Source organism: Pseudoalteromonas sp. 0303 (assembly GCF_013349995.1).
Taxonomy (GTDB): domain Bacteria; phylum Pseudomonadota; class Gammaproteobacteria; order Enterobacterales; family Alteromonadaceae; genus Pseudoalteromonas.
In genome coordinates this window covers 119,850-145,469 of sequence record NZ_JABVXF010000003.1, presented here as the reverse complement: position 1 = coordinate 145,469, position 25,620 = coordinate 119,850, and the positions used below count along the sequence as shown (strand labels likewise).

At 42.9% G+C, this 25,620-nt stretch carries 22 protein-coding genes; 8 read left to right on the top strand and 14 right to left on the bottom strand.

Annotated elements, in window-relative coordinates:
• The first annotated feature begins 20 nt into the window (after positions 1-20).
• Positions 21-1,703 (top strand): sensor domain-containing diguanylate cyclase, encoded by a 1,683-nt coding sequence (locus HUS62_RS03840; protein WP_175078591.1) that lies wholly within the window; start codon positions 21-23, stop codon positions 1,701-1,703.
• Here HUS62_RS03840 and HUS62_RS03835 read toward each other — a convergent pair.
• From HUS62_RS03835 to fucP, 8 genes are all read right to left on the bottom strand, one after another.
• Positions 1,689-2,258, bottom strand: a complete 570-nt coding sequence (locus HUS62_RS03835; RefSeq protein WP_175078590.1) for a DUF2799 domain-containing protein — start codon at positions 2,256-2,258, stop codon at positions 1,689-1,691. The genes HUS62_RS03840 and HUS62_RS03835 overlap by 15 nt on opposite strands.
• Before the next feature lie 119 nt (positions 2,259-2,377).
• Positions 2,378-2,506 (bottom strand): hypothetical protein, encoded by a 129-nt coding sequence (locus HUS62_RS23015; RefSeq protein ID WP_258536708.1) that lies wholly within the window; start codon positions 2,504-2,506, stop codon positions 2,378-2,380.
• Between the two features lie 112 nt (positions 2,507-2,618).
• Entirely contained in the window at positions 2,619-4,502 is a 1,884-nt protein-coding gene (locus HUS62_RS03830; protein WP_175078589.1) for an acetate--CoA ligase, read from the bottom strand.
• A gap of 145 nt (positions 4,503-4,647) precedes the next feature.
• Positions 4,648-4,818 carry a hypothetical protein gene (locus HUS62_RS03825; RefSeq protein WP_175078588.1) on the bottom strand — a complete coding sequence of 57 codons (171 nt, stop codon included), beginning with the start codon at positions 4,816-4,818 and terminating at the stop codon, positions 4,648-4,650.
• Entirely contained in the window at positions 4,788-5,564 is a 777-nt protein-coding gene (locus HUS62_RS03820) for an ABC transporter substrate-binding protein (protein WP_175078587.1), read from the bottom strand. The genes HUS62_RS03825 and HUS62_RS03820 overlap by 31 nt, the downstream gene beginning before the upstream one ends.
• Before the next feature lie 84 nt (positions 5,565-5,648).
• Positions 5,649-6,029, bottom strand: coding sequence for a hypothetical protein (locus HUS62_RS03815; protein WP_175078586.1), 381 nt, complete (start codon positions 6,027-6,029; stop codon positions 5,649-5,651).
• Positions 6,029-6,379: a hypothetical protein gene (locus HUS62_RS03810; RefSeq protein WP_054561182.1), complete on the bottom strand. Its 351-nt coding sequence runs from the start codon at positions 6,377-6,379 to the stop codon at positions 6,029-6,031. Before HUS62_RS03810 ends, HUS62_RS03815 begins: the two co-directional genes overlap by 1 nt.
• Positions 6,380-6,459: 80 nt before the next feature.
• A complete protein-coding gene (fucP, locus tag HUS62_RS03805; RefSeq protein ID WP_175078585.1) occupies positions 6,460-7,749 on the bottom strand; it encodes an L-fucose:H+ symporter permease in 1,290 nt (429 codons plus the stop codon).
• 155 nt (positions 7,750-7,904) lie between these two features.
• Here fucP and HUS62_RS03800 point away from each other — a divergent pair, with 155 nt between their 5' ends.
• Positions 7,905-9,035 carry an ROK family transcriptional regulator gene (locus HUS62_RS03800; RefSeq protein ID WP_175078584.1) on the top strand — a complete coding sequence of 377 codons (1,131 nt, stop codon included), beginning with the start codon at positions 7,905-7,907 and terminating at the stop codon, positions 9,033-9,035.
• 33 nt (positions 9,036-9,068) lie between these two features.
• On the opposite strand, the gene HUS62_RS03795 is transcribed toward HUS62_RS03800, so the two are convergent.
• Together HUS62_RS03795 and HUS62_RS03790 are read right to left on the bottom strand one after the other, a co-directional pair.
• Entirely contained in the window at positions 9,069-11,108 is a 2,040-nt protein-coding gene (locus tag HUS62_RS03795) for a S9 family peptidase (protein ID WP_175078583.1), read from the bottom strand.
• A gap of 142 nt (positions 11,109-11,250) precedes the next feature.
• Positions 11,251-12,483, bottom strand: coding sequence for a TMEM143 family protein (locus HUS62_RS03790; RefSeq protein ID WP_175078582.1), 1,233 nt, complete (start codon positions 12,481-12,483; stop codon positions 11,251-11,253).
• Positions 12,484-12,719: 236 nt separating this feature from the next.
• On the opposite strand from HUS62_RS03790, the gene HUS62_RS03785 reads away from it, so the two are divergent.
• The 3 genes from HUS62_RS03785 to HUS62_RS03775 all read left to right on the top strand — a co-directional run bounded on the left by HUS62_RS03785 (position 12,720) and on the right by HUS62_RS03775 (position 15,940).
• Positions 12,720-13,628, top strand: coding sequence for a GGDEF domain-containing protein (locus HUS62_RS03785; RefSeq protein ID WP_175078581.1), 909 nt, complete (start codon positions 12,720-12,722; stop codon positions 13,626-13,628).
• Between the two features lie 59 nt (positions 13,629-13,687).
• Entirely contained in the window at positions 13,688-14,272 is a 585-nt protein-coding gene (locus tag HUS62_RS03780; RefSeq protein WP_055021262.1) for a YqaA family protein, read from the top strand.
• An 81-nt stretch (positions 14,273-14,353) separates the two neighbouring features.
• Positions 14,354-15,940 carry an L-lactate permease gene (locus HUS62_RS03775; RefSeq protein ID WP_175078580.1) on the top strand — a complete coding sequence of 529 codons (1,587 nt, stop codon included), beginning with the start codon at positions 14,354-14,356 and terminating at the stop codon, positions 15,938-15,940.
• Positions 15,941-15,998: 58 nt separating this feature from the next.
• Here the strand turns inward: HUS62_RS03775 and HUS62_RS03770 are convergent, their stop codons facing one another.
• Together HUS62_RS03770 and HUS62_RS03765 are read right to left on the bottom strand one after the other, a co-directional pair.
• Positions 15,999-17,927, bottom strand: coding sequence for a phytase (locus HUS62_RS03770; protein ID WP_175078579.1), 1,929 nt, complete (start codon positions 17,925-17,927; stop codon positions 15,999-16,001).
• Between the two features lie 57 nt (positions 17,928-17,984).
• Positions 17,985-20,285, bottom strand: a complete 2,301-nt coding sequence (locus HUS62_RS03765; RefSeq protein WP_175078578.1) for a TonB-dependent siderophore receptor — start codon at positions 20,283-20,285, stop codon at positions 17,985-17,987.
• Positions 20,286-20,569: 284 nt separating this feature from the next.
• Between HUS62_RS03765 and HUS62_RS03760 the strand changes: the two genes are divergently transcribed.
• Entirely contained in the window at positions 20,570-21,487 is a 918-nt protein-coding gene (locus HUS62_RS03760) for a sensor domain-containing diguanylate cyclase (protein ID WP_175078577.1), read from the top strand.
• A complete protein-coding gene (locus HUS62_RS03755) occupies positions 21,471-22,469 on the top strand; it encodes an AraC family transcriptional regulator ligand-binding domain-containing protein (protein ID WP_175078576.1) in 999 nt (332 codons plus the stop codon). The genes HUS62_RS03760 and HUS62_RS03755 overlap by 17 nt, the downstream gene beginning before the upstream one ends.
• A gap of 36 nt (positions 22,470-22,505) precedes the next feature.
• Here HUS62_RS03755 and HUS62_RS03750 read toward each other — a convergent pair whose 3' ends face one another.
• Positions 22,506-22,868: a hypothetical protein gene (locus HUS62_RS03750; RefSeq protein ID WP_175078575.1), complete on the bottom strand. Its 363-nt coding sequence runs from the start codon at positions 22,866-22,868 to the stop codon at positions 22,506-22,508.
• A 425-nt stretch (positions 22,869-23,293) separates the two neighbouring features.
• Here HUS62_RS03750 and HUS62_RS03745 point away from each other — a divergent pair, with 425 nt between their 5' ends.
• Positions 23,294-24,646, top strand: coding sequence for a magnesium transporter (locus tag HUS62_RS03745; protein WP_054560666.1), 1,353 nt, complete (start codon positions 23,294-23,296; stop codon positions 24,644-24,646).
• Here HUS62_RS03745 and HUS62_RS03740 read toward each other — a convergent pair.
• Complete coding sequence (locus HUS62_RS03740) at positions 24,643-25,542, bottom strand: LysR family transcriptional regulator (protein ID WP_175078574.1); 900 nt, start codon at positions 25,540-25,542, stop codon at positions 24,643-24,645. The two genes, HUS62_RS03745 and HUS62_RS03740, sit on opposite strands and share 4 nt — an antisense overlap.
• Positions 25,543-25,620 lie beyond the last annotated feature (78 nt).

Here is a 25,620-nt window from a genome sequence, read left to right as displayed (position 1 = left end):
GCTAGTTAACAAGGCTAATTATGGCATTTAGTGAAGGGTATGATGCGATTAAATCGCAGCTTGGATTAGACATTGCTCAGCTAATTCTCGACAGTGGGGATGCGGGGATCTGGCTTTGGAATGTACAAACAGGCGAAACCATTTTCAATGATAAGTGGGCCGATATTATCGGTTATTCACTGCAAGAATTATTGCCAGTTTCAATTGAAACTTGGCTCAGCTTTGCTCACCCTGACGACCTGTCAAAATCGGAACAGCTATTAAACGCTCACTTTAAAGGTGACTCTGAGCGCTATATTTGCGAAGCACGAATGAAGCATAAACAAGGGCACTGGGTTAAAGTGCTCGATAAAGGCAAAGTGCAAAGTTGGGATGAAAATGGCAACCCTGAGTGGATGTTAGGCGTTCATATCGATATTACTGAACAGTGGTTAAAAGAGCGTGAAATTGAGTTTTTACATGCTAAGTTGCAAAAATTTACTGATAACTTACCGGGGTTTGTTTATCAGTATGTGGTCGAAAATGATGGCACCGCATATTTCCCTTTTGCCAGCTCCAAAGTCTTCAACATTTATGGCTGCACAGCAGATGATATAAAAAATTCTGCAGATTTAATCATGCAAACGATTCACCCAGATGATTTAGAGCGAGTCGTTAAAAGCATTGAGAAATCGCGAGTCGAATTATGCGAGTGGCATGAGGTATATAGAGTTAATCATCCAACTAAAGGTGTGATTTGGGTTGAAGGAAAATCCTCACCTATTGCCCGTGCTAATGGCAGTGTTGAGTGGAATGGTTATTCAGAAGATGTCACTGAAGAAGTTAAAAGCAACGAAAAAATACAGCTGCTTACAGCCGTTTTCTCAACAACAAGCCGCGGTATATTAATAACCACCCCTGAGCCTAAAATTGTGGATGTTAACCCTGCTTTTGAGCAAATTACAGGCTTTTGTAAGGCAGAAGTGCTTGATAAAAACCCATCTATACTTTCAGCAAAGCAGCAACCCACAGAGTTCTTTGAGTTGATGTGGGAGCGTTTAATACACAATGGGCGCTGGCAAGGTGAAATATGGAACAAGCGCAAAACCGGTGAAGTTTTTCCTGAGTTGTTAACCATAGATGCCATGTATGACGAACATGGCCAAGTGAGTCATTACATTGGTGCATTTGATGATATTTCACAGGCAGTAGAAAAGCGCCAACTGCTTGACGAATTAGTCAATCAAGACCCTCTTACTAAGCTGTTAAATCGGCGAGGTTTAGATATTCAGTTACATTCATTTTCTCATCATGCGGCGAATGAAGGTAACCAGTTCTCGTTGATTTATGTCGACCTTGATAACTTTAAACTGGTGAACGATACCTTTGGTCACGAGCAGGGCGATAATCTACTGCTTGAAATCAGTGAGCAGCTTTCACTTCAGCTGCGCGATAAAGACATATTAGCGCGCATTGGTGGCGATGAATTTGTGATTGTGTTACCAACGTTAGCAAAACTCTCTGTTTGCCAAGACATTGCAGGGCGCTGCCAAAAAGCGGTTGAAGAGGTTGCTAAGCGCTACGCAACCAAAGTGCCTGTGAGTGCTAGTTTTGGAATCGCGCTTTACCCAGAAGATGGTAAAAATGCCAAAGAGTTACTCGCCACTGCTGACGAGCAAATGTATAAGATGAAGCTAAAACATAAAGCATCACCACTCGGTTGATATTTCGACACTCGGCAATTTATTTAAAAGCGGTAGTAAAGCACGCTCTTTGCGTAAATCTTTGTGCTCGTTTTCTAAATCTCTTCGTTCTCGATAAAGCGCTTTTTGTTGGCCATTATCAAGTTGATTGCTGTTAAGCTCAGCGCGAATATCTTTTAGGCGGCGGTCTATGTCGTCAATTCGGTCATCAATGTATATCAGCCTTTGCTGTACTTGATACCTGTCGTTGCCTTCCTGCCATGCTTTACGAAAAGCTGTGCTATTACAGATGCCATTGTAAGACGCCCCTTGCATGCCAAGGGTAAAGCCATTTTCGGGCTCACAATACACCGCCAGACCTTGATCGTATCCCACTTTATATTCAGCAATATCGGCACTTACGCCATATTCGCTGCATTGTGATAAGGCATCGATGCCATCACGATACTCAGTGCCATCTGCACCATGTTTATAACCAATACTACGCCAATTGGCTTGTAAACATTCATCTTTACTGACTGAGGTACAGCCTGCTAATACGATTAATGGCAGTAGAGGAAGTGTCCATTTTCTCATTAAAGTCTCAGCTTAAATTATTAATAACTAACTTGATTCTAGCCTGTAATATTATTTTTTAGAAAGTAGTTTTTGTATTTCATAATAATGCCCTCAGATGAGGGCATTGTGACTATCAATTACCACTGACAGAACCGCTGAGCATCTGCTTTTTTATAACGATTAAATACATCAGCTAGTTGATTAATATAATGAAATTCTGTTTTGCCTAATTCATTGAATTGGATATAACCTGCGATAACAGCCATGTTAACCACCTTTTCGTTTGCTAACTTACATGTAAAGTTGCAAGCCATAGGCCAAAACGAATAAAGGCCTTAAACAAGGCCTTTGGTAACATTACAAAATTACAAACGCAGATCAGCGATTGTTAAGTTGTTGGTTGATTTCATCAAATATACTCGCATCATCAATGGTTGATGGAATTTGCAGTTCTTCACCATCGACCAATTGGCGTAAATTCTTTCTGAGTATTTTCCCTGAGCGGGTTTTTGGGAGGCGCTCAACATGCAAAATGTTTTTCAGGCAGGCAATGGCGCCAATTTGATTTCTTACCGAGTGAACTAACTGTTGCTCAACTTCTTTGCTATCACCAAGATAATCGTCTTTGAGCACTATCATCGCCATAGGTAATTGCCCTTTGAGTGCATCATTAACACCAAATACTGCGCATTCAGCAACAGCAGGGTGGGCTGCTACAATCTCTTCCATTTCACCGGTTGATAAGCGATGACCTGCAACGTTAATTACATCATCGGTACGACCCATAATAAATAGATACCCATCGTCATCAATATAGCCGCCATCACCAGAGAGGTAATAACCCGGGTACTCACTTAAATAGCCCGCCTGAAAGCGTTCATTGTTTTGCCAAATTGTTGGTAAACAGCCAGGAGGTAAAGGCAGTTTAATAACCACTGCGCCGCTTTCGTTTGCGGCGCACTGCTCACCATTCATATCAAGAATTTGTACATCAAAGCCCGGTGTTGGCACTGTTGAGCTACCCGGCTTAGTGGCAAGTTGTTCAATACCAATTGGGTTACACGCAATTGCCCAACCTGTTTCTGTTTGCCACCAGTGGTCAAGTACAGGCAAGCCAGTGTTGTCTTTCAGCCATTCATACGTGGGTGGATCTAGGCGCTCACCGGCCAAGAATAAACGTTTTAAACTTGAGGTATCGTATTGTTTAAAGCCCTCGGCGGTGGGGTCTTCTTTTTTAATTGCGCGAAATGCAGTTGGAGCACTGAATAAGGCGGTGACTTTATAATCTTCTACAACACGCCAAAATGCACTGGCATCAGGAGTTCTTATTGGTTTTCCTTCATAAAGTACGGTGGCACAGCGATAAATGAGCGGTGCATATACAATGTATGAGTGACCAACCACCCAGCCAATATCAGAGGCAGCCCAAAATACCTCGCCGGGTTTCATGCCATACACGGTTTCCATGCTGTAATGCATTGCAACTGCGTGACCACCGTTTTCTCGAACCACCCCTTTAGGTGTGCCTGTGGTGCCTGAAGTGTAAAGAATATAAAGCGGGTCGTCACCTGCAACAGGCACTGCATCGACTGCACTTGCTGCATCAGAGGCTGATTGCCAATCGATGTCTCGGCCATCTTGCATCTCGGCAATGGCTTGTTCACGCTGAAATACAATACAGTGTTCAACAGCATGCTTGGCATTTTCGAGTGCTTCATCAAGCAGTGGTTTATATTCAATCACATGATTTATTTCGACCCCACAAGACGCAGTAAGCACAAGCTTTGGCTTTGCATCATCAATACGCACCGCGAGTTCGTGCGGTGCAAAACCACCAAATACAACGGAGTGAATGGCACCAAGGCGCGCACACGCCAGCATACCAATAACCGCTTGTGGGATCATTGGCATATAAATGACTACGCGGTCACCTTTGCTTACGCCAAGGGATTGCATGAGTCCTGCAAATTTAGCAACTTGAGTTTGTAACTCGCCATAAGTGTATTGTTGTTTGGTATTGGTAACAGGGGAGTCGTAAATCAGTGCTGTTTGGTCGCCATAGCCTGCTTCGACATGTTGGTCGAGGGCTAGGTAACAAGTGTTTAACTGACCATCGGCAAACCAATGGTAAAAATCATTATCGTCATATTGATAAGGGACACTTGGCTCTTTAAACCAAGGAATTCGCTTACTTTGCTCAAGCCAAAACTGACCCGGATCGCGCTGGAACTGTTGATATTGTTGTTGATATTCGCCCGCCATTGTGAGGCTCCTATACTTTTTAGTGAGAGACCCTAAAAAATGTAGGTGTTTTTTTGATTAAATAATATGCGACCTTGGTCGGCATTAATTGGGCTCAATGTCGTGAAATCGCCCTGTTTAGGGGCGATTTTAGGGAATCGTGATGCTAATTAAACCTGTTGTTCACTAATAAGCGGTAAGCAAAGCCAGAAATCAGTAAAATCAAACTGCTTAAGCCCAATAACCACGCTTTAAATAGCCATTCACTTTCGCTTAGTTGGGCCGCTTGAATTTGCTTATCGTCACTCAGTTGATTGACTTCTTGTTGATTTCGCATAAAGGCAACTGCCATTTTTGTAATATTGCTTGGTATTGACCACTTTGCTTCAAAGCTTCAACCGCGTTACTTAATTGCACAGCGAGTTGTTTATCTAAATTAAGATTTGCAGCTAAATAAAGACCTGACGGAAAGTCATCTAAGTGTAGGCTTTTATGAATATCACTCGGATCAACCCCAGATAATGCCAGTTCGTTTTGCAAGGTCAGGGTGTTGGTCAGCACAAAGTCTATGCGCTCTTTTTCAAGCAATTGCCAAAGTTGATGGTAATGACTGACTAGCACCAAATTTTTATCTTCATTAAATCCGGCATGCTTCAAGTAATGCTCACTTGAATAGCCTCGAATAGTCGCGACACGGTACTGCTGAGCTTGCTTTAAACTAAATATTTTGTGGCTTTTGCTCGCAAGGTCAACGAGGTAAGCGTCCGAAAAATAGGTTTGTGCTAACCACTGAAAGCGACTCTCACGAGTTGGGTTTTTTAGTAGCGAAATCATTAACATGTTTGGATTGTTTTCGAGCTCATGAAAAGCCCGCGCCATAGGCATAATTTCGAATTCGCTGGGGATGTTTGCGTGTGTTAAGGCGGCTTTTACTACTTCAACAAGTGCACCATCGGCTTCGCCTTGCTGATTTTTAAAATGGTAAGGAGGTAGATCTTCAGCGATAAAGGTCAGTGTTTTCGCAGCCGTTGCACAACTGATGAAACAAAGCATGGTAGCAATCAGTAATGAGCGAAACAGCATAAAGATCCTTTATCCTTAAACAAGTATTTAACATACTAAAGAATCTTAGTGAAAAGGTATAGGTTTTTAATTGCCAAGTCAGATTTAGTTGCTTTTTTTACTGCGGGGTGCCCCTAGCAAGATACCGATATGGCAAACACACACAGATAGAAAAGCACTCAAGCCCAATGCACCGCCATAGCCATGCAAGCGCGGCACAAGGTATTCAAACAACAAAGCAAACAATATTGAAGCAATGGCTAATGTAAAAATGCCAAAGCGTTTTGGTGCGCTCATGCCAATGAAAGTCCCCCCAAAAAACGCCACGCTGTAAAGTTCTACATCAATAGGGAATAGGCTTAAAATTGCAAATGCAATAATGCTAGTGGCGGCTGAGGCGCGAATGCCATCAAAGCGGTTATGATGTGCTAAAAAGTAAGTAGAGTAGGCACCAAGTAAAGCGGTAATTGTAATAAACAAATCCATTAAAAGACTCCTTTTGCAAGCATGTAAAGCGCCACACTGGCAAAAGCAACGCTACCAAGACGACCACCAAAACCTGCAAATAGGTTCATAGTTAATACGTAAAGGCTGGCACCAATTAAAGAGATAAAACTCAGCTCCCAGTAGCTGTTGATTAAACTCGATGAGCACATACCAGCAAAACTACCAGCGTAAATGGCTGCATAAGGATGGTTACCAAAACGAGCAGGAAAAGGAATAAATGTGCCAACTAATCCAGTAAATGCAGCAGATAACACAAGGGCAACATTGGCTTGGTCATGAAGTAAAAAGCAGGAAAAACAGCCAACAGAAAAGGCCAAAAACTTGACCATGAAAAATGTAATATGTTCCATTAATTGACGATACACCTCGCTTAAGTAGGTAAACGAGGTGCATTATCTCATTGATGCGTTTAGTCCTGCAACTGCGCTTTGGCGGGTATTGCTGGTACTTTAGTATGGTGGCCGTACAAAGCAACAATTAAAAAGCAAACAAGTGGTACAACAAACGAAACCGCAGTGTTAAAGGCATCTATAGTTGCGGCTTGGATCAGAGGTAAAAATGCGCCCCCTAAAATTGCCATTACTAAACCTGCCGCACCAACTTTTGCATCTTCGCCGAGGCCTTCAAGTGCTGTGCCGTAAATGGTTGGAAACATCAAAGATAGACAGCTTGAAATAGCGACAAGTGCGACTACGCCCACTAAATTAATTTGGGTGGTAACAATAAAACAAAGCACGGCTGCAACTAAAGCCATAAAACGCAGTAATTTAGCGCCGCTAATAAAGCGCATTAGCCAAGTCATAATGAAGCGAGACACTAAAAACACCAGCATAGAATATTGTAACACCTGACCGCCAGTAACTTCTGTCGTGTTAAGAGCTTCCATGGTGTAACCAATGGTGTAGGTCCATACACAGGTTTGTGCGCCAACATTAAAAAACTGTGCCAGCACGCCAAATCGGTAGTGCTTATTTTGATACAAATGTTGAAAGGTTTTTTTAAGTTTACGCGGCTGCGCTGCGGCTTTTGTTACTGTGGCAGGAGAGCGGCTAAAAAAGATACATAGCCATAGTAAGATTAAGCAACAGGCCATACCCACATACGGCACCATCACAGCATCGAGTTCTGCACTCACAACGGTTTTTAATTGCGCTTCACTCATCAGGGCACGGCTTGCGCTATCAGCTTGATTTAAGTTCGGTAAGATCAACGTCGCCGCTAAAAACACACCAATATTAGTACCAACGGGGTTGAAAGCTTGTGCGAGGTTAAGTCTACGGGTTGCTGTTTGCTCGCATCCTAACTGCATGACATAGGGGTTTGCCGAGGTTTCTAAAATAGACAAGCCACCAGCAAGAATAAACAAGGCCAGTAAAAAGTGGCTATAGAGCATGGTTTGGCTAGCAGGGTAAAACAATAAGGCACCACAGGCGGCCATAGCTAAACCCACTAACAGCCCCGTTTTATAATTAAACCGTCTATTGATCATGGCTGCCGGTAAAGCTAAGCAAAAATAAGCGCCGTAATAACTAAACTGCACCAGTGCTGATTGCAACGCACTCATCGAAAATGTTTTGCTAAAAACTTTTACTAATGGGTCTGTCATATTGGCCGCAGTACCCCAAGCAGCAAAGCAAATTGTAAGCAGAATAAAAGGCCAAAGCATTTGGCGCGATACAATAGCAGGCTGTGTTTGCATAGTTCACCGGATTAATGTGTTCATATTGTTGTGGCCGACAGTATTCACGACTATAAATAATAAATCAACCTAGTTGATTTATTATTTTGACTGGTAGATAGTACGCCAAACAGGTCTAATAGGCCGCTTATCAAGCTTATATCAAGAAGGATGTTATGAAGAGCAGTTTATCGCGAGCACCAAGAAGCAAGAACGAGCGCGCAATTTTAAGTTTAATTAGGCAACAGCAAAGCATGCCTAAAGCGCAAATAGCGAAAGCGTTAGCCTTGTCTGCTCAGGCTGCAACAGTGAACATCAACAAGCTCGAAGAAGATAAGCTATTGCTTCGTGATGCACCTGTAAAAGGACGAGTAGGGCAACCAAGCGTGCCATTTAGGCTCAATCCAGATGGTGCATTTAGCTTTGGTTTGAAAATCGGGCGACGACGCTTCGACCTGATACTCGTTGACTTACAAAGCACGCAAAGAGCATCGGTATCTGTTGAGGTGAATGAAGCATCGGTTGATGAGCTTAAATCATTCTTAGAAATATATATCCCACAATTAATCAGTCAATTAGAGCCTGAACTGCGCTCACATGTGTGTGGGCTAGGGGTCGCTATGCCGTTTGATATTTGGCAATGGCAAGCCGCTTCAGATACTGCAACAAATACCCTTAGCCAATGGCAAAATTTCGACTTAAAAGGTTACTTAGAAAGTCAGTTTAATTTACCGGTTTATATTAGTAACGATAATAACGCTGCCTGCTGTGCAGAACTAAGCCTTGGTAACCCTAATAACTACAGCGATTTTTTGTATGTTTATTTGGGGGCTTTTTTAGGTGGAGCTGTGGTGATTAACCACCAACTTCTCGAAGGTAAAAGTGGTAATGCCGGTGCTATAGGCTCAATGCTAAACGCTGATCGGGAGCAGTTACTTAGTCAATGTTCATTACTATCATTGCAAAGCGAGTTTGATAAGCAGCAACTTAGCATTTCAGTGTACGAGCTAACTGACAGTCAGTTTACAGAGCATAAACGACTAGTTCAGCCTTGGCTTGAAAAAGCTGCTGAGGCTATCAGTATTGCCATGCATAACAGTTTGAGTCTATTAGATATGCAAGCTGTGATTATTGGTTCGCCGTTACCGAGTAAAGCGCTTGAACAGCTCAAGCAGTTATCAATTGCAGCATTTGCACGTTTAGATAGTCGTGGACTACGTAGCTGTGAAGTGGGTTTGGGCGTGTGCGGGGAAAAAGCGCAGTCGATAGGTTCTGCTCAACTTGCGCTTAGTCATCATTATTTTTAAGCAGGAGTGAGCAGCTCACTCCTGCTTAATTCATTACTTCTGATATTGTTTGAACCACGCAAGCGTGTATTCAATTTTCGAAATCATACGTGATGGACGACCCGCAATACCATGTGGTGAGCCCGGCACACGAATAAGCACGGTATCGACCTTTTGCAGTTTTAATGCTTGATAGAACTGCTCTGATTCTGAAATAGGCGTACGGCGGTCTTCTTCACCTGTCATGATCAATGATGGCGTGGTTACGTTACCCACTAATGAAAGCGGCGAACGTTTCCAGTAGTGCTCAACATTATCCCAAGGCATGCCCGGGAACTGGTTACGAATTTGACCAATATAGCTGTCGGCTGAAAGAGTTTTACTTAACCAGTTGATCACAGGCTTGGTAATTGCCGCAGCGTTGAAGCGGTTTGTTAAACCAACCGCATAAGCCGTTGCAATACCACCTGCTGAACCACCAGCAATAAATAGGTTATCTCTGTCGATAAAGCCTTTAGCAATCATGGCATCAACTGCCGAGTTGTGATCGGCAAAGTCTTCTTCAGAGCTGTATTTACCATCTAGCAGTAGTGCAAAGTCTTTACCGTAACTTGTTGAACCACGGTAATTCACATACACCACCACGTAACCTTCAGCGGCATAACGTTGTAATTCAGCAGTAAAGCTTGGGCCATAGGCAAGATGTGGGCCGCCGTGAATTTCGACCATTAATGGGTATTGTTTGTTTTCATCAAAGTCAGGTGGTGTAATGTACCAACCTTGGATGGCTTGGCCGTCGAACTGCGACTTAACATTCAGCTCATGCACTTTACCAAGCTTCTTATGGCCTAATACATCTTCGTTTAATGAAGTTAGCGTTTTACTTTTACCTCTGTAGATGTAGCCTAAATCAGCTGGGCGGTATTCGCTGCCTGTGGTGTACGCAATAGCGCCATTATTGGCCATGCTGAAACTACCACTGATATACGGACGACCAATTGAAGTGCCCGATACGGTATCAGTTAAATCAGTTACCTTACCGCGGCTGTTTACTTTAGCGAGCTTACGCTTACCAAAATCATCGTACTGAATAACAAAGTCACCGTCGCCTGACCACTTATAATCAGCCACTGAGCGGTCTAATTTTTCAGTAATATGCTTGATTGATTTATCATCTAAATCGAGCATAGATAGTGTCGAGTTAATGTAAGGCACAGGGGCATTGTCACGCGCAACAAAGGCAAGTTCATCACCGTCTTCAGCGTAACGCGGCTTAGTTTCACGGCCTGGTAAATCGGTTAGTTGCGTAAGCTCGCCTGATTTTACATTGATTTCATATAGGTCTGACTCAGTTGTGCGATATTCCCACTCATCATTGCGATCAGCAGAAAAAGCCAGTTTTGTGTTACTTGGATCCCAAGCAAGTGGGCCATAGTGCTGATAATCACCCGATGTTAATTGGCGTGGTGTGCCACCCGAAACAGGAATAACAAAAACGTGACGGTATGAAGGCTCTAAAAAGCCTGCGCCATCAGCTTGATAGCGTGCTTTTTCAAACACTCTCACTGGTTTTGACCACTCAGCGCCTTTTGGTTTTTTCGGCAGTTTTACTGATTTAGCGAACGCAGATTTACCTTCAGGAATGCTCATGGTGAAAGCAATTTGTGCAGAGTCATTCGACCAAGTTAAGTTACGTACTGATTTTGGTAGTTGCGTTAATAATGCTTGTTTGTCTTGTGCTAACCAATAAACGTGAAGTTGATTTGAGCCACTTGAGTTGCTGGTAAAGGCAATTTTCTTGCTATCTGGAGACCAAGTAGGTTGGCTATAGTTATGCTCATCAGAAAACAGTGGTGTGTGTTGACCAGACTTTATATCGTACAGCCAAAAGCTACGCTTATTACCATCTTTCATGATGTCGTAGCCGCTGCGAACATAAACGATTTTTTTACCGTCTGGGCTTATTTGTGGGTCGCCTGCGTATTCAAGTTGAAAAATATCTTCAGAGACAAACTTGTCGTTAGCATATACTTGAGCTGTTGTTGCTGCGCACAGCAAGCTTGCTCCAATAAGGATTGTTTTTTTTAATTGCATGGAATGGTCTTTTTTTAGCCGTAAAATTTTATCCTAAAAGCAGACCATTCGCTGCGCAAGCACATTGAGATAAAGTTGCATTTACCCCAGTTGAATTGACTCGAAGTCTATATGTGTTTCGCTAGTACCTGATTTCAAAGGCTTAGGCAAACTTAAAATAGTCATCCCAGCGCGCATCTAAGCGCTGTTTGGCCTCATCTAAATCAACCGCTGAATAAAGATCACTTTGCTGATTAACTAGATCAAGCTTTACGAGTTTGTTTAAAGCGTCATCAATTTCAAAGTCGAGCTGGCAATTATGTTGCTCCTTAAACCATTGCTCAATTTGATTATCTAATTGCTCTGCAGTCATCGCTGATTCGCTTTTTAGTAAAAAGGTGTAGGCAAGCAGCGCCTCTTTAACATCTTCTTCTTCAGCTGCATCAACTAGAGTATGGAAAACACCTGCATTGTTATCGAGGTTTTTAAAATACAAGTTGTCGGCTAGTGCTTTCATAAAGCGAATTTTACGGTTTTTAAACTTGCTCCATTCTTTAAAAATAAAGCTGCCAAATACCCCCATGCCGATTGCAAAGGTAATAAAGTGTTGCTGACTCATATGCACTTCTTCACTGCGCCAACCACCCCAAAAGGCAATCAGAGCAATCAGTAGTAAAATGGACGCGCCTAATTTTGTTACCAACACCACAGCACCGCCAATCAATGCTGATGAACCTATAATCAGTTTATCTATTGGGCGCATTTTTACTTCGCTATTCGGAAACAGCATTTCTAAATCGGCTTTTGGGACATTCTGAAATAATTTGACAATAGTTGAATTTGGTTCAAAGCCCACTGGCATTTTGCCTTTTTCTAAAAAGTACTGTTTGTCTTTAAAGCGGATGAATATGGCAACGCGGTCATAGTTAGTAAATTGAATCTGCTTTTTCTTTAGACCCCAAAAACTGCGCAGCGTCTCAGTTTTTTGCGATTCGCCGCGGCGGTAAAAGACCACTTCTGCGAAGTCATCAAACTCAACGGCTAAACGCACTTTAAATAAAGACTCTTCATTCAATGCATCTTGCAAGTCTTGATTGGTAATAGTTTCAAAATTGGCAGCATTGAGTACGGTGGCAAAGTCTTTTGCAAAGGCAGATTGGTAGTTGGCACGTTGCTCGTTAGTAATCGGTGTTAGGGTGCGGGTGTCGCTATTTGGGTCAAATGGCGCATAGTTGTTTTTTAATGACTCCAGCAGCTCGTGATATTGGTAATGAGTCACGCTTTGCAAAAGTGTAGCAAACTCCATAAACGAACCTGATTGCGATTCACCTAAATAGGCTTGGCAAAGGTTAATGATGTCGTGTTTTCGAAAAGGAATAAATCGTGCGTCGCTCATTGATTCTTGCTGTGTCATTTAAATTGTCAGCGATGATAAAAAAATAACAGCAGAATTGCGACCGTTAGTGGCAAATAGCATGAACTTAGACTTTTTTACTGACTAAAACGGCTTATTTTTAGACTTTTTACTCCAGTAAAAACGCTGGTTTTTGCCCTTTAAAGCGGCTTTATCATGCACTTTTAAATTTGCTTTGCTAATGTTGAGGTCATTGCAGTGTGTTGTCGTGATTAGTTATGAATAAGCAAGTCTCTCCCCCAGAAGTAAAGGCTGAGTTAAACTCAGTACCACTCATAATAAAGCAGTTATTTATTAGTTCTTTTATTGTCTTTTTGTTGCTGATAGTTATCACTTATCTGTATTACTTTAATCGGCTCGAAAACGATATCTACTTAAATGGCGTGCTAAGTGACGCCATCAATTTGCTTATTTTGATTTGTATTTTCGCGTTTGTGCAAACCTCGGTGGTTGCTAAGCGCAGTTACTTATTTTTAAGTGTGGGTATCTTCCTTTGGAGTGTTGGGCTTACTTTTGATTTTTTAGACGAGCTGGTATTTCAACCAATCTGGGTTGGCATTTATATCGAAGATATTACCCGCACTTTAGGGATGCTAGTAACTGGGTTTGGTCTTTATCTTGCCCTTACAGACTTAGCTAAAACCCGCGAACAGCTTGAAGAAGAACTAAAAACCGATGTATTAACAAAGGCGTATAACCGTCGTTATTTTTATCATTATGTGCAGCAAAACCAAGATAAGCCACATAGCCTAGTGATAGCTGATATCGATCACTTTAAGGCGATTAATGATGAATATGGCCATGATGTTGGTGATCAGGTATTGATAGATTTTGTTTATCAGTGTCATCAAGCATTAGATGAAGACATTCTATTTGCACGAATCGGCGGTGAGGAGTTTGCACTTTATGTAGCCACCGACGACGCTGATGAGTTACGTGCTACCTGTGAGCAACTGCTCAGCCTTGCTAATAATGTGATGGTGACGCCGAGTAAAACGCTCAGCGTGAGTGTGGGTTCGGCTATAAAACGTGCCACAGAGACATTTAGTAACACCATGAAACGTGCCGACCAAGCGCTTTATTTGGCAAAAAACCAAGGCCGTAGCCGTTATGTTCATAAACCGTAAGGGACGGTTAAGGGTTTTTGTTGTAACCTATATCGCAACAAAACTCCAAGGGATGAATAATGGCAATTGCTAAAAAGTTAAAGCAAAAAACACGGCAGTTTATCGACTCTAAACATATGCTCAAATCAATAACGGTGGCATCATTTTTAGAGTCAACCATAGTGCCTATTCCTCTTGAAGCTGTGCTTGTTCCGTTAATGCAAGCCCGTCGCGAAAAGCTTTGGTTAATCGCATTAATGGCGACCATTGGTTGTATTATTGGTGCTATTTTTGGTTATGCCCTCGGCTACTATCTATTTGATGTAGTGGGGGACTGGGTGATTAATACCTTCTCAAACCCTGAGCAGTTCGAGCAAGTTAAGCAAAAAATGCAGGCACAAGGCTTTTGGTTTGTATTGACGCTCGGCATTGTGCCCATCCCATTTCAAATTGCCATGCTTGCCGCTGGAGCAACTAAGTATTCAATTTTTCTATTTTTACTGGCAACGGTTATTGCTCGTTCAATCCGCTACTTTGCCCTTGCTGCCGTTGTTTATTACGCAGGTAATCAGGCAGAGCGAGTTATTCAAAAGCACAAAACCAAAGCTTTAGTCGCTATTTCTGTGTTAGTACTGTTACTTTGGTGGCTCAGTACTCTTATTTAATAAATAAAAAATACTGATTATGGTTATCCTGACTATACTTTGAATTAAGGAAAGCGCTTAATAAAAACAACAGGATGACCCATGAATACCCTAGTGGCTGCACTGCCTATTTTGGTACTGATCTGGATGATGGTAAAACGCAGCCCCATCGCTTCTTATATTGCCTTACCCATCACAGCGCTAGCTGCTGCTTTACTGCAACTGTTTTACTTTCAAGCTGATTTAAGGCTGTTGCTTGCTAATTCGTTTGCTGGTGTGTTGTCTGTTATGACGCCCATTTCGATTATTGCAGGGGCTATTTTACTTAACCGCATGTTGGCAATATCAGGGGCCGAAACCACGATAAAACACTGGCTCGAATCAATTAGCAGTAATCAAGTTGCGCAGTTGATGATCATTGGTTGGGCGTTTGCATTTATGCTCGAAGGCGCATCGGGCTTTGGCACGCCTGCGGCCATCGCGGCGCCTATTTTGGTCGGGCTTGGTTTCTCGCCTTTTAAAGTGATTATTTTCACCCTTATTTTAAACTCGATCCCCGTATCTTTTGGTGCAGTTGGCACACCAACATGGTTTGGCTTTTCGGCGCTAAACTTAGATGACGGACAAGTGCTGGCTATCTCAAGATGGACGGCGCTTTGTCATGTTATTGCTGCTTTGGTTATTCCTATGATTGCGCTGTGTCTTGTTTTACCACTAAAAAAGGTGCATCAAAATAGCGTATTCATTTATTTGAGTGTGTTTTCATGTGTTTTGCCTTATTGGTTGTTTGCCCAGTGGAACTATGAATTTCCATCGTTGATAGGTGGTGCAGTGGGTCTATTAGTGACTATCTATTTAGCAAGTAGGGGAGTGGGGTTAGATAAGTCAGCTGTAAATGCACAAAGCACGAAAGGCAAAGCTGAGCTCACACCCAAAGCGCTATTTTTAGCATTATTACCGTTATTACTTTTGATAGTTGTGCTGGTGATAACCCGTATTCATCAGTTGGGCATTAAAGCATTGCTTAACGACGAAACGCTCTGGCTGAGTATTCATTTGGGCTTTGCACAATTTGAATTAAGCAAAGCACTGATCTTATCTTTACATGAGATATTCGGCACCTCAGTGGGGTGGTCATATAAAACCTTGTTTGTACCAGCGTTGATCCCGTTTGTATTAGTGGTGTTGATCTGTGTGCCGTTACTTAAAATGAGCAAGTCACAAGTAAAGCAAATGTGCTCCGACACCTTAGGCCGTATTGCTATGCCATGTATTGCTTTGATCGGGGCGCTGGTGATGGTGAATGTTTTAATGCAAGGTGGCCATAATGCGCCCATATTTTATATGGCGAGTACCTTTGCTGATTTAAGCGGGGAGCACTGGGTGTTATTTGCCTCGTACTTGGGGGCACTCGGTACTTTCTTTTCAGGCTCTGCAACCGTGTCTAATCTTACCTTTGGCGGTATTCAATATGGTATTGCACAGCAAGTGGGCTTGTCAGAAACCTTAGTGCTTGCGTTGCAATCAACGGGGGCGGCGATGGGGAATATGATCTGCATTAGCAATATTATTGCTGTAGCCAGTATTGTTGGAGTGAATAATCAAGAAGGGCCAGTGCTTAAGAAAACCTTTTTGCCTATGCTCATTTACGGTGCAATAGTTGGGTGTTTTAGTTATCTATTTTACTGATTAAACATGTTCAGATAAAAAAGGTGCCCAGATAAACCGAGCACCCTTACGGAGTAATTTATTGAATAGCTTTTTTTACTTCGCGCCAGTCAATAATCTTAAAGTTTTGCGGTGCCTGTGGCATACGGTTGTAACCATCTTGCACAATTAGCACCCCTTCAGGGTAGCCCGGTAACGCAGCCGGTGTTACCGTTAGGCCATCAGTTTCTGATACGCCATCTATTGCTAACTCTAGGTTATTGCTGATTGCAAATTTACCCGCAAACTCTAGGCTAGGGGTATTGCCATCAATAATTTTATAAAGCACATAGCTGTAATCACCTTGGCTAGAAACCACTAAATAGCGGGCATCTTTTGCGTGGTAAATTTCCATGCCTTCTACATCATCAACCAACATATCGTTCACGGTTTGCAGCATTACAGGTTTATTTCCTGCTGTTGGCTCAGCGCCAATAAACCAAATACCTTCGTCTTCTTCACCTAAAAATAGCTGTGCGGTTTTATCATCTGCACTGCAACCTTCAGGTTGGCTTGGAACACTAAATTCGCGCACTAGTTGTGCTGATACGCTCTCATTATTACCAGTTAGTTTGTATTGCTGAAATAGGCCTGATTTGTCATTCATAAACACATAGTTGCCTGTGTTTGATGAGTACATACACATACCGTAAATTTCTTTTAGAGTCGTTGGCAGCTCAGCAAGATGTTGCACCTGATTGTGAGTATCGACGCTATAAACACTGATGCTGTTGTGAGTACGGTTACTACCTGCAATCCAGGTATTTGTTGCGTTGCTGATACTGGCATGTTGGCGCACATCAACATTATTTAAACGGCCTGTTTCTAGCGCTTGTAGCTCTTTGCCTGCAAGGTCATACACCATTAAACCACGGCGTTTATCGGTACCTAAGATCAGGCTTTTTGCTGCATTTTTAGGGTTTACCCAAATAGCAGGGTCATCGGCGGCATCACCAAAAGCACGTACTGCATCGGTTTGCGCTTGTGCATTGATGTAAGTAACAGCGGCTGTTTTAGCGCTATTATGTTGTTTAGCCTGCCCATCTATTTGACCTTTTACATAATGACCTGATTCATCATCGTATAACACGATATCAGCTTGCTTATTGTTAAAGCGCACTGCGGCAGATTCAATCGCCAGTTCACCAGCAAATTGCCAGCTGCTAAAACGTTTAGTACTCTTTTCGTAGCGATGTAATTGGTTATCTTCAGAGGTGGTGAACCATAAGCTACCATCATCTGTTGTGCTTAAACCGCCAACTTCAGGCGCTAAGCTGCCAAATGGCGACATCAAAGCCACGGGTTTTTTATCGGCGCGCGATTCAGCATCTGCGTTAATTTGCCAAATGCCTAGCTCGCCTTCACTTAAATAAAGAGTTTTACTGTTATCATCAACCGCACAGCCTGATGTTTCACTTACGCCAGCAAACTCACGTAATTCAAGGTTTAATGCGCGTTTGTTTGCCATATCAAACACCAGTGTTTCGCGGATAAGACCACGAGCGTCTGCCACAAATGCCGAAACTGCTTGAGTTGTCGGGTTAGCAAATAAACACACCGCCTCAGGTTTTGCTTTTGGTGGGCTGATACGGCTAATTTCAGTTAGCTGCCATTTAGCTGCTTTTTGTAAGCTAAAAATCACCGCTTGGTCAGCTTCGTTGTCGATGCTAGCAACAAGATAGCTGTTTTTGTTGATCGCCTTAACAGATAACGCTTCGAAATTACCTTTTTGTAATCCGTGCTGTTTACCTGTGGCATCAATAAGTTGCAGGCCTTGGCTTTGTGAGCTCAATAGCCAAGCGTCATCAGCAAGGGCTGCCGCTTGTGAGCCTTGCATATTTTCAGTTGTGCCAAAAGCTGTTAATTTGTTTTTACTTGGTGCCTCGGTTGCCGTTGTTTGGCTACACGCAGCTAGGGTGCTTAGCATTACTGCACTGGCAACAAGATTAAGTGGTTTTTTAAAATTCATGGGATCCCCAAATATACTACAAGGCAGCAATGCGCTGCCTTAATAACTTTTTGTGTATTAAAATGCGTAGCGCAGCATTAACTGAATAACAGGGCCTGCTTCTTCAGACTCCAGTTCATACTCGTCAAAGTCGCGGTTGATTTGGTCATCAACCGTGTCGAACTTGTTAAAGGTTTCGTCTTTACTTGCATCTAATAGGTTTGAGCCCACTAAACGAAGCGTGACGTCTTGCCAGCGTTTTTCTACGAATAGTTCAAGGTCTGCGCCGTAGTGTGTGGTTACTTCTTCACCCACGATACGGCCATAAGCATCACCTTGTTTACGGTAAGTTGCACCGAACGAAGCGCCTAAATCAGGTAGGTCTTGAATAAAACCAACGTTAAACACGTAGTCAGATTGGTCGTTGAATTTACGGCTACCGAAAGTGTCATCTACTTCTGAATCAAGCCATGAGTAGTTAAAGAATACCCCTGTGTTTGGCATGCTAATAGCGCTTAGCGGCGTTGATAAATCAAGCTCGATACCTTTTACGTTGCCATCACCGGTGTTACGCGGTTGCAAAATGTAAGTACCATCACCTTCTGAACCTTGTTGGCCTGTATTGGCTATTTCGATAAGGTCAGTGACATCGCGATAGAACACATTGATACCTACGACGCCGCTTTTACCTAAGCGATACTCATAACCTAAGTCCATACCCCACGATGATTCTGGTTGTAGGTCTGGGTTTCCTAAAAAGTCGTTATCGCCTAACTCTTTTTCAAGTAGAGCTGGGGTGATGTAATCAAAATCAGGACGACGTAAGCTGCGAGCAACCGATGCACTGACACGGCCGTTTTCAGAGACGTTGTAGCGTAAATGTGCCGATGGTAAGAAGAAGTCATAATCGTTTTTAGCGCTTACACCTTCTGCTTTGTCAGTAATGGTTGAGTCGGTTGTTTCGTAGCGCACACCTAACTCCCACGAGAAGTCTTGGTCTTCGTGCTTAACTAATGCAAATACATCTAGGCGGTCTTCTTCGAGTTTATTGACGCCACCAGCGGCTGCTTCAAACTCGTTGTTAAAGCCTGCCAGTGACAGTGGTGTTTTGCTGAACTGATCCCAGCTGGTAAAGCTTTGTTCGCTTTCACCTTCGGCTTGATAAACCGCAGTATCGCGTTCTTTACCTTGGACAAAGGCACCGAATTGAATCGTTTTGCTCTCGCCTGCAAATAAGCTATGTTGCCATTGTAATGACCATTCTTTGTCATCAAGGTCTACGGTTTCTTCTTCTTCCTCAAAAACCATAGGTAGCTCAGAGGTATCGATTTCTACTTCTTGCTCGTAAACAGACTCTTCAAAGCTTGCAAAACCAAGTTTGAATTTACTGGTGCCACCAAAAATGGGTAACTCATAACCCGAGTTGATGTTGTAGTTGGTTTGATCGATGAAAGACACATTGGCGTTGTCGGTCTCAAGGTTACCGCCTTCAACAATTGAGTTATTGATTGCTGTTGGATCGTCATATTCAAATGAACGCTCATCTTCAGTACGGTCGGTATCAACCCAAATTGCGCTGATATCGAACTTGCTGCCGTCATCAAAAGCTATTTCGTAGCTGGCGTTTAGCGAGGTGTCGTCACCGTCGCGAATATCTGATTGATCTTCGCGGTTATCGAATTCTTCGGTTTTGTAATTAGCGTTATTCTCTGGGCTGTCGCCATAGCGTAGGCTTGATTTTTGTTTTGGGTTATAACGACCTTGTAAGTTCGCACCAAGTAGTAAACGGCCGCCAGCAAACTCAGTGCCGTAAACACCTGCAAAGCTTTCTTTTAATTCGCCATCGTCATAACGCAGGCCACCCGCACGAAGGTAACCACCATCTAGGCTGTAACCGTCACGCAATACAATGTTTAGCGTACCGGCAATGGCATCGGCAGAGCGGTTTGCACTTGAAGCACGAATAATTTCTACACGCTCAATTAGCTCGGCAGGAATACGGTCAACAAAGAATGAGCGGTCAGCACCTGCACCAGGTACTTCTTCACCGTTGATAAGCACCTTTGTGTAAGCTGGGCTTAAGCCACGCATACGGGCGCCATCAGACTCTAAAACATCTGATAAAAACGTCACACTCGGTACACGTTTTAATGCATCACCGGCAGTCAGCGGTTCAAAACGTTGAAAGTACTCTTGTGAGTATTCAAGCGTCGGTGCCAGCTCTTGTGAGCGGTTGCGATAACCAATTTCGCCATATACAACAAGCTCTTCAGAGACTTTTACTTTTTTCTCTTCGCTGTTTTGTTCGTCTTGTGCGTAAGCGGCAAATTGGCATAAGGCGAGGGCGCTTACTAACGCCTTCGTTTTAAATTGTTTCATGGGTTTGCTCCTGGTTGTCCTTGGTTTGATGAGCAAAGTACGCAGCTTAAATGACGCAAATGTGACAGAAAATCGCTAACAGCCAGTAAAAACAAGTGATTAGATGGTTTTAAAAGTACTTTTGAGCTGCAATAACCCCATCTCGTTAAGGTAAATACAGTGCTTAAGGGGTTTAACAAGGTTTGACTGTCGTTTTGCTGTCACATCATTGAGCTAATATGACCCTGCTGCTTTAAACGCTAACGAGTTAGCATGGCAGCGTGAATTATTGTTAGGTACTGAGAATGCGATATAACCCTTTTACTCATCATCGACTTTTAACCAATGCAGTTATTGCTCTGTTTGTAATTGCGTTTTTGCTAAGCGCACAAGCAGGAGAATTAAAGCCTCTTGCTGATATCGCGTGGTTAGATATTTTAGGTGAGGGTGGCATTGTGCTAATGACCCTTACTTGGATAGCTGCGCTGCTTATTTCGAGGCCGCCCGGCAAAGTCACCAGCTTTTTAGTGCTTGGGCTTGGGCTTTTTATGTTTTCAGCTTCCCTTGATTTATTTGATGAGTGGTTACATCAACCAACCAACACGTGGCTTACTTGGATTGAATCATTGCCTGCGCCGATTGGCATGATTTTCACAAGCCTTGGGCTGTATCAATGGCACCAAGAGCAATACGTACTGAATAGGCAGTTAAAGCGCCGTGAAGCACAGCATCGTGAGCATGAGTTAGTGTGCTCAATAACAGGGCTGTATAAGGCTGATTATTTACAAGCAGTGCTAAAAGAGCAGTTAAGTGAGCCACAGCCTCTTCAACTAGCCGCCATTGATATTCGCGGTTTTGCTGATTTTAACGCTGAATTTGGTTTTATCGAAGGCGACCGCTTACTGGGTGAAGTTAGCGAGCTTTTATTGATGAATTGCCGCCTTAGCGATGTGGTGTGTCGCTATGCAGGAGACTGCTTTATGGTGCTAATGCCAAATACCAGCGCAGTACAAGCAAAAGAGCTGGTGGCGCAAATTACCTCGGCGCTGAGCCATTGTGCATTTAAGGTCGAAGGTGCAAAACACGCAAAGTTTCAAGATGTAACAGCGGCCTTAGTAGGCAGTATACAAGGCGATACACCACAAAGTTTAAGCTCGCGTTTACACGCTAAGTTACAACAACAAAAACAACAAAGAGTCAGCCATTGTGAAGCCGTATCTTAATCAAGATGACAAATACCTCACCGCACAGGGCCTGATCACCACGCTGGTGGAGCTGGCCTTAAGTCGCGGCATTGCATTGCATAAGTTACTCAGAGGCACTGGGGTGTTTGAGCAAGACTTAATGAGTGTGCAGCATCAGTTTAGTATTTCACAGCAAGTGCGTTTATTGACGCAGTTTAAGCAGTTGATGAAGTCCGCCGACAGCGGTTTTTTATTAGGCAGTCAACTGGCAAACGATACCTCTGTTGCCGCCCAAGGCGTGTTACATGCAGCGCACATTGGCCAAGCTTTAAAGCAGTTACACAATTTGCGCATGCAGCTAGCCCCTTTGTTATTTAGTTATAGTTATGTGCACAACGAGCAGTATTACATTGTGCTGCAAAATGCTGTGGGCTTGGATGATGAAATAAGCCAGTACGTAATGGAAATTTACAGCGCCGCGTTTTACCAAGTTCTAAAAAAGGTGGCGGGTGAGCGAGTCCCTTGTCAGTTTGAGTTTGCCTATAAACGCGCCAGACATAGCCAAGAATACGAGCAGTATTTGGGCCTTAAAGTCGCTTTTGAAAAGCCTATAACCCGTTGGGTATTGAATAAAAACGCGCTTAGGCTCACTAACCCCGCGTTTAGTAGTTTTAGGTTCTCACAAATTAACTCGCAACTAGCGGCATTAAATTCTGCAAATAGCACCTTTGTTGAAGCCGTGAGCCGATTAATTTATCAAACTCCGGCGTTAAATTTAGATCAAGTAGCCAGCCAATTTGCCATGAGCCCTGCAACCTTCAAGCGTAAATTAAAAGCTCATGGCGTACGTTTTTCTACCTTGTATGATGAGCAAAGTAAGCGCAAAGCGATTTACCTACTTGCCATACGGGAACAATGCAATGAGCAAGTCGCCATGCGCTTATCATTTTATGATATTGCTAATTTCAGACGAGCATTTAAACGCTGGACCGGGCTTACGCCAAGTCAATTGAAGGGGTAAGAAAGCCCGCTCTTATCGCTAAGAGCGAGCGTGCAGTTAAAGGGTTTCTAAAAATGCGATGAGTGCATTTTTTTCATCCTTACTGAGCTCTAACTTATGCAGTAACTCAGTTGTCTGTGGGTAGTTTGGATCATCTTTAAATTTTTTTCTCGGTTTTGGCCTTGCTCCACCTGCGTTGTAGAAGTTGACTATCCCTAGCAAACTTTGAAAGCCACCATGGTGCATCCAAGGCATACTTTGTTGTAACGCTAAAAGAGAAGGGGCTCTAAACTTGCCAATATCAGCGGAGTCTTGGGTGGCATCAAAACGGCCTAAATCTTGAAGTTTTCTACCATAAAAATGTAGCCCCGTAACATGGGATTCATTGTCGCTGAGTAAAGCACCTTCATGACAAGTCATACACCTCGCCTTGGTTCTAAATAAATGTAAGCCTTCAAGTTGTTGATCGTCTAAAAGTGCAACAGCTTCACTAGGACGCGTTTGCGCTTTATCGATAAAACGCGTGAAAAGTGATTCAAGAACATCAAACGTACGTTCAAAAGCAACAAGCGATAGAGCTAATAGCTCTTTATTAAGCGCTTCTTTGCCAAAGGCATTGAGTATTGGTTTTTATCATTGTAATACGAATGGTAATAGATCTTAATTGCGTTTAAGTGTGCTTTTTTATGCAATTGTGATTCTCTAGCTTGAAACAGTGATTTAAAAACGATGTTTTACAGCTGGGGGATAATTGTTTGGTTTCAAAAAATATACCTTTTCAGAGCAGTTATTTTTCCTGAGCTGCGTTAGACTATTGTTATTGATGTAATTAACCGAGGTCTCAAATGATTGAGTATCCTGTTGACCAACTTCCCCAGTTAATTGATGACTTGCTTCAGTGTGACACCACAACACGCAAAAATAAGTTACTTGCTGATGCTAAAGAAAAGCTTTCTACAGAACATCTATCGTTATTGTTTGAAGCATTACCTAAAGAACAGCGTTTAGAGATTTGGCAATTACTCGATGAAGATACGCAACATGAAATCTTCATTAACTTAGGTGGCGATAGCTGTCGTTGGTTATTGCAAAGTCTAGAAGAAGCCGAAGGCTTTAAGCTACTTGACGAAGTAAGCGTAGAAGAGTTACTTGAACTTGAAGAAATTATTCCTGAGCGCTTTGTTGATTATGCACGCAGACAACTCGATGAAGTTCAAACAAAACAGTATGACCTTGCACAGCAATATAATCCAGAGCAGTTAGGTCACTGGCTCGATTTTGATGCGCTAAAAGTGTCAGAAAAACTCACCGTGGCAGGCGCGCGTAAAATTTTTCAAAAAGGTTTACCGCAATATACCGAGGTGATTTATTTAGTCAGTCGTAAGGGCACTCTCATTGGTGAAGTGGCTATCAACGCTTTATTTAAAGCTAATGATAACGACAGCCTGCTGGATTACGCGAACCTTGATGTATCGGCTTTACATGCTGATGACGACTTATACGAAGCAGCTGAAGTGGTTATTCACAGTGAGCAAATGGCGATGCCAGTTGTTAATGCCGACAACAAACTATTAGGCCGGTTATCAGTGTCATCAGCTTATGAATTACGCCAAGAAGTCACCGACGAAGCCGCTGCAAAAGCCGGTGGTCTACGTGAAGACGAGGATCTGTTCTCAAGCGTCACTAAATCGGCAAAAAACCGCGGTATTTGGCTTGGTATTAACCTAGCAACGGCGTTTTTGGCCTCTTGGTTTATCGGTTTGTTTGGTGCAACTATCGAGCAAGTGGTTGCGCTGGCGGTATTAATGCCGGTTGTCGCTTCTATGGGCGGTATTGCAGGTAGTCAGACGTTAACGGTAATTGTGCGCGGTTTAGCGCTTGGTCAGGTTACCGACTCCAACCGTAGAGCACTGCTGAAAAAAGAGCTAAGAGTAGGGGCGTTAAATGGTTGTGTTTGGGCCTTTGTGATTGGTGTACTCACTTATTTTTGGTTCAACGATGGCATGTTAAGTTTAACCATCACTATCGCTATTTTACTTAACTTGGTTGCTGCTTCGTTATCAGGGGTAGTGATCCCATCGATTTTAGATAAGCTTAAAATCGATCCAGCCCTTTCAGGGTCTGTGATCCTGACCACAGTCACCGACATCGTTGGTTTTGTTACCTTCCTAGGTTTAGGTAGTTTACTCCTTCTTTAAGGGATCGGATGCTGGCTAAAGTAGAGTTTAGCCAGCTCAACAAATGATTTCACCCGATTTGACAGCGCATACCTATGCGGATAAACCGCAGCAATCGTTAATGGATTTAGGGTGTGCTGTGCTAACACCTCGACTAATTCGCCTGATTTTATAAACGGGGCTACTGAATAACGAGGGGCTTGAATGATCCCATCACCCGCTGCCGCTGCTTCATTTAAAAATCGGCCATTATTAGAAGTCATTGCCCAGTTAAACTTGCGGCAAACATGCTGACCATCTAGCAAAAAAATCCATTGGTCATGACGAATATGATGACTGAAAAACAGTAATCTATGTTCAGATAAAGCCGCAATATCTGTTGGCGTACCATGTATTTTTAAGTAGGCAGGACTGGCCCATAAAGATAATGATGAATGGCAAACCGTCTGCGCTATGTGGCTGGCATCAGGTAATGAAGGAGCAACTCTAAATGCCAGATCAATTTGGCTATCAAATAAATCAACGGGCGTATTAGACAATACAATATCTAATTTAACATCGGGAAAAGCATGCTGATATTGGCTGATCAAAGGTGTTAAATATTGGCAACCAAATTCAATACTGGCGGAAATAGCCAGCTTGCCGCTAGGCGCTTGACTAAGCCCGCTTATCTCTTCATCAACTTCATTAAATTTATTCAGTAAAGGCTTCATTTGCAGAACATAGTTTTGTCCTGCATCAGTTAAGCAAACTTTACGGGTGTTTCGCTTTAGCAGCAAGCAGCCTAAGTTTTGCTCTAACTGTTTAACATGGCGGCTTACCATGGTGGTAGACAGCTGCATCTGCTTAGCAGCCCGCGTAAAGCTTTTATATTCAGCGACTAAGCATAAGGCTCTAACGGCTTCTAGTTTGTTCATTGTTATTATTTTTAAACTATAAGTTCATACACTATAAACTTTTGTGAGATATAAAACCAAGTCATTCAGGTGTAAGTT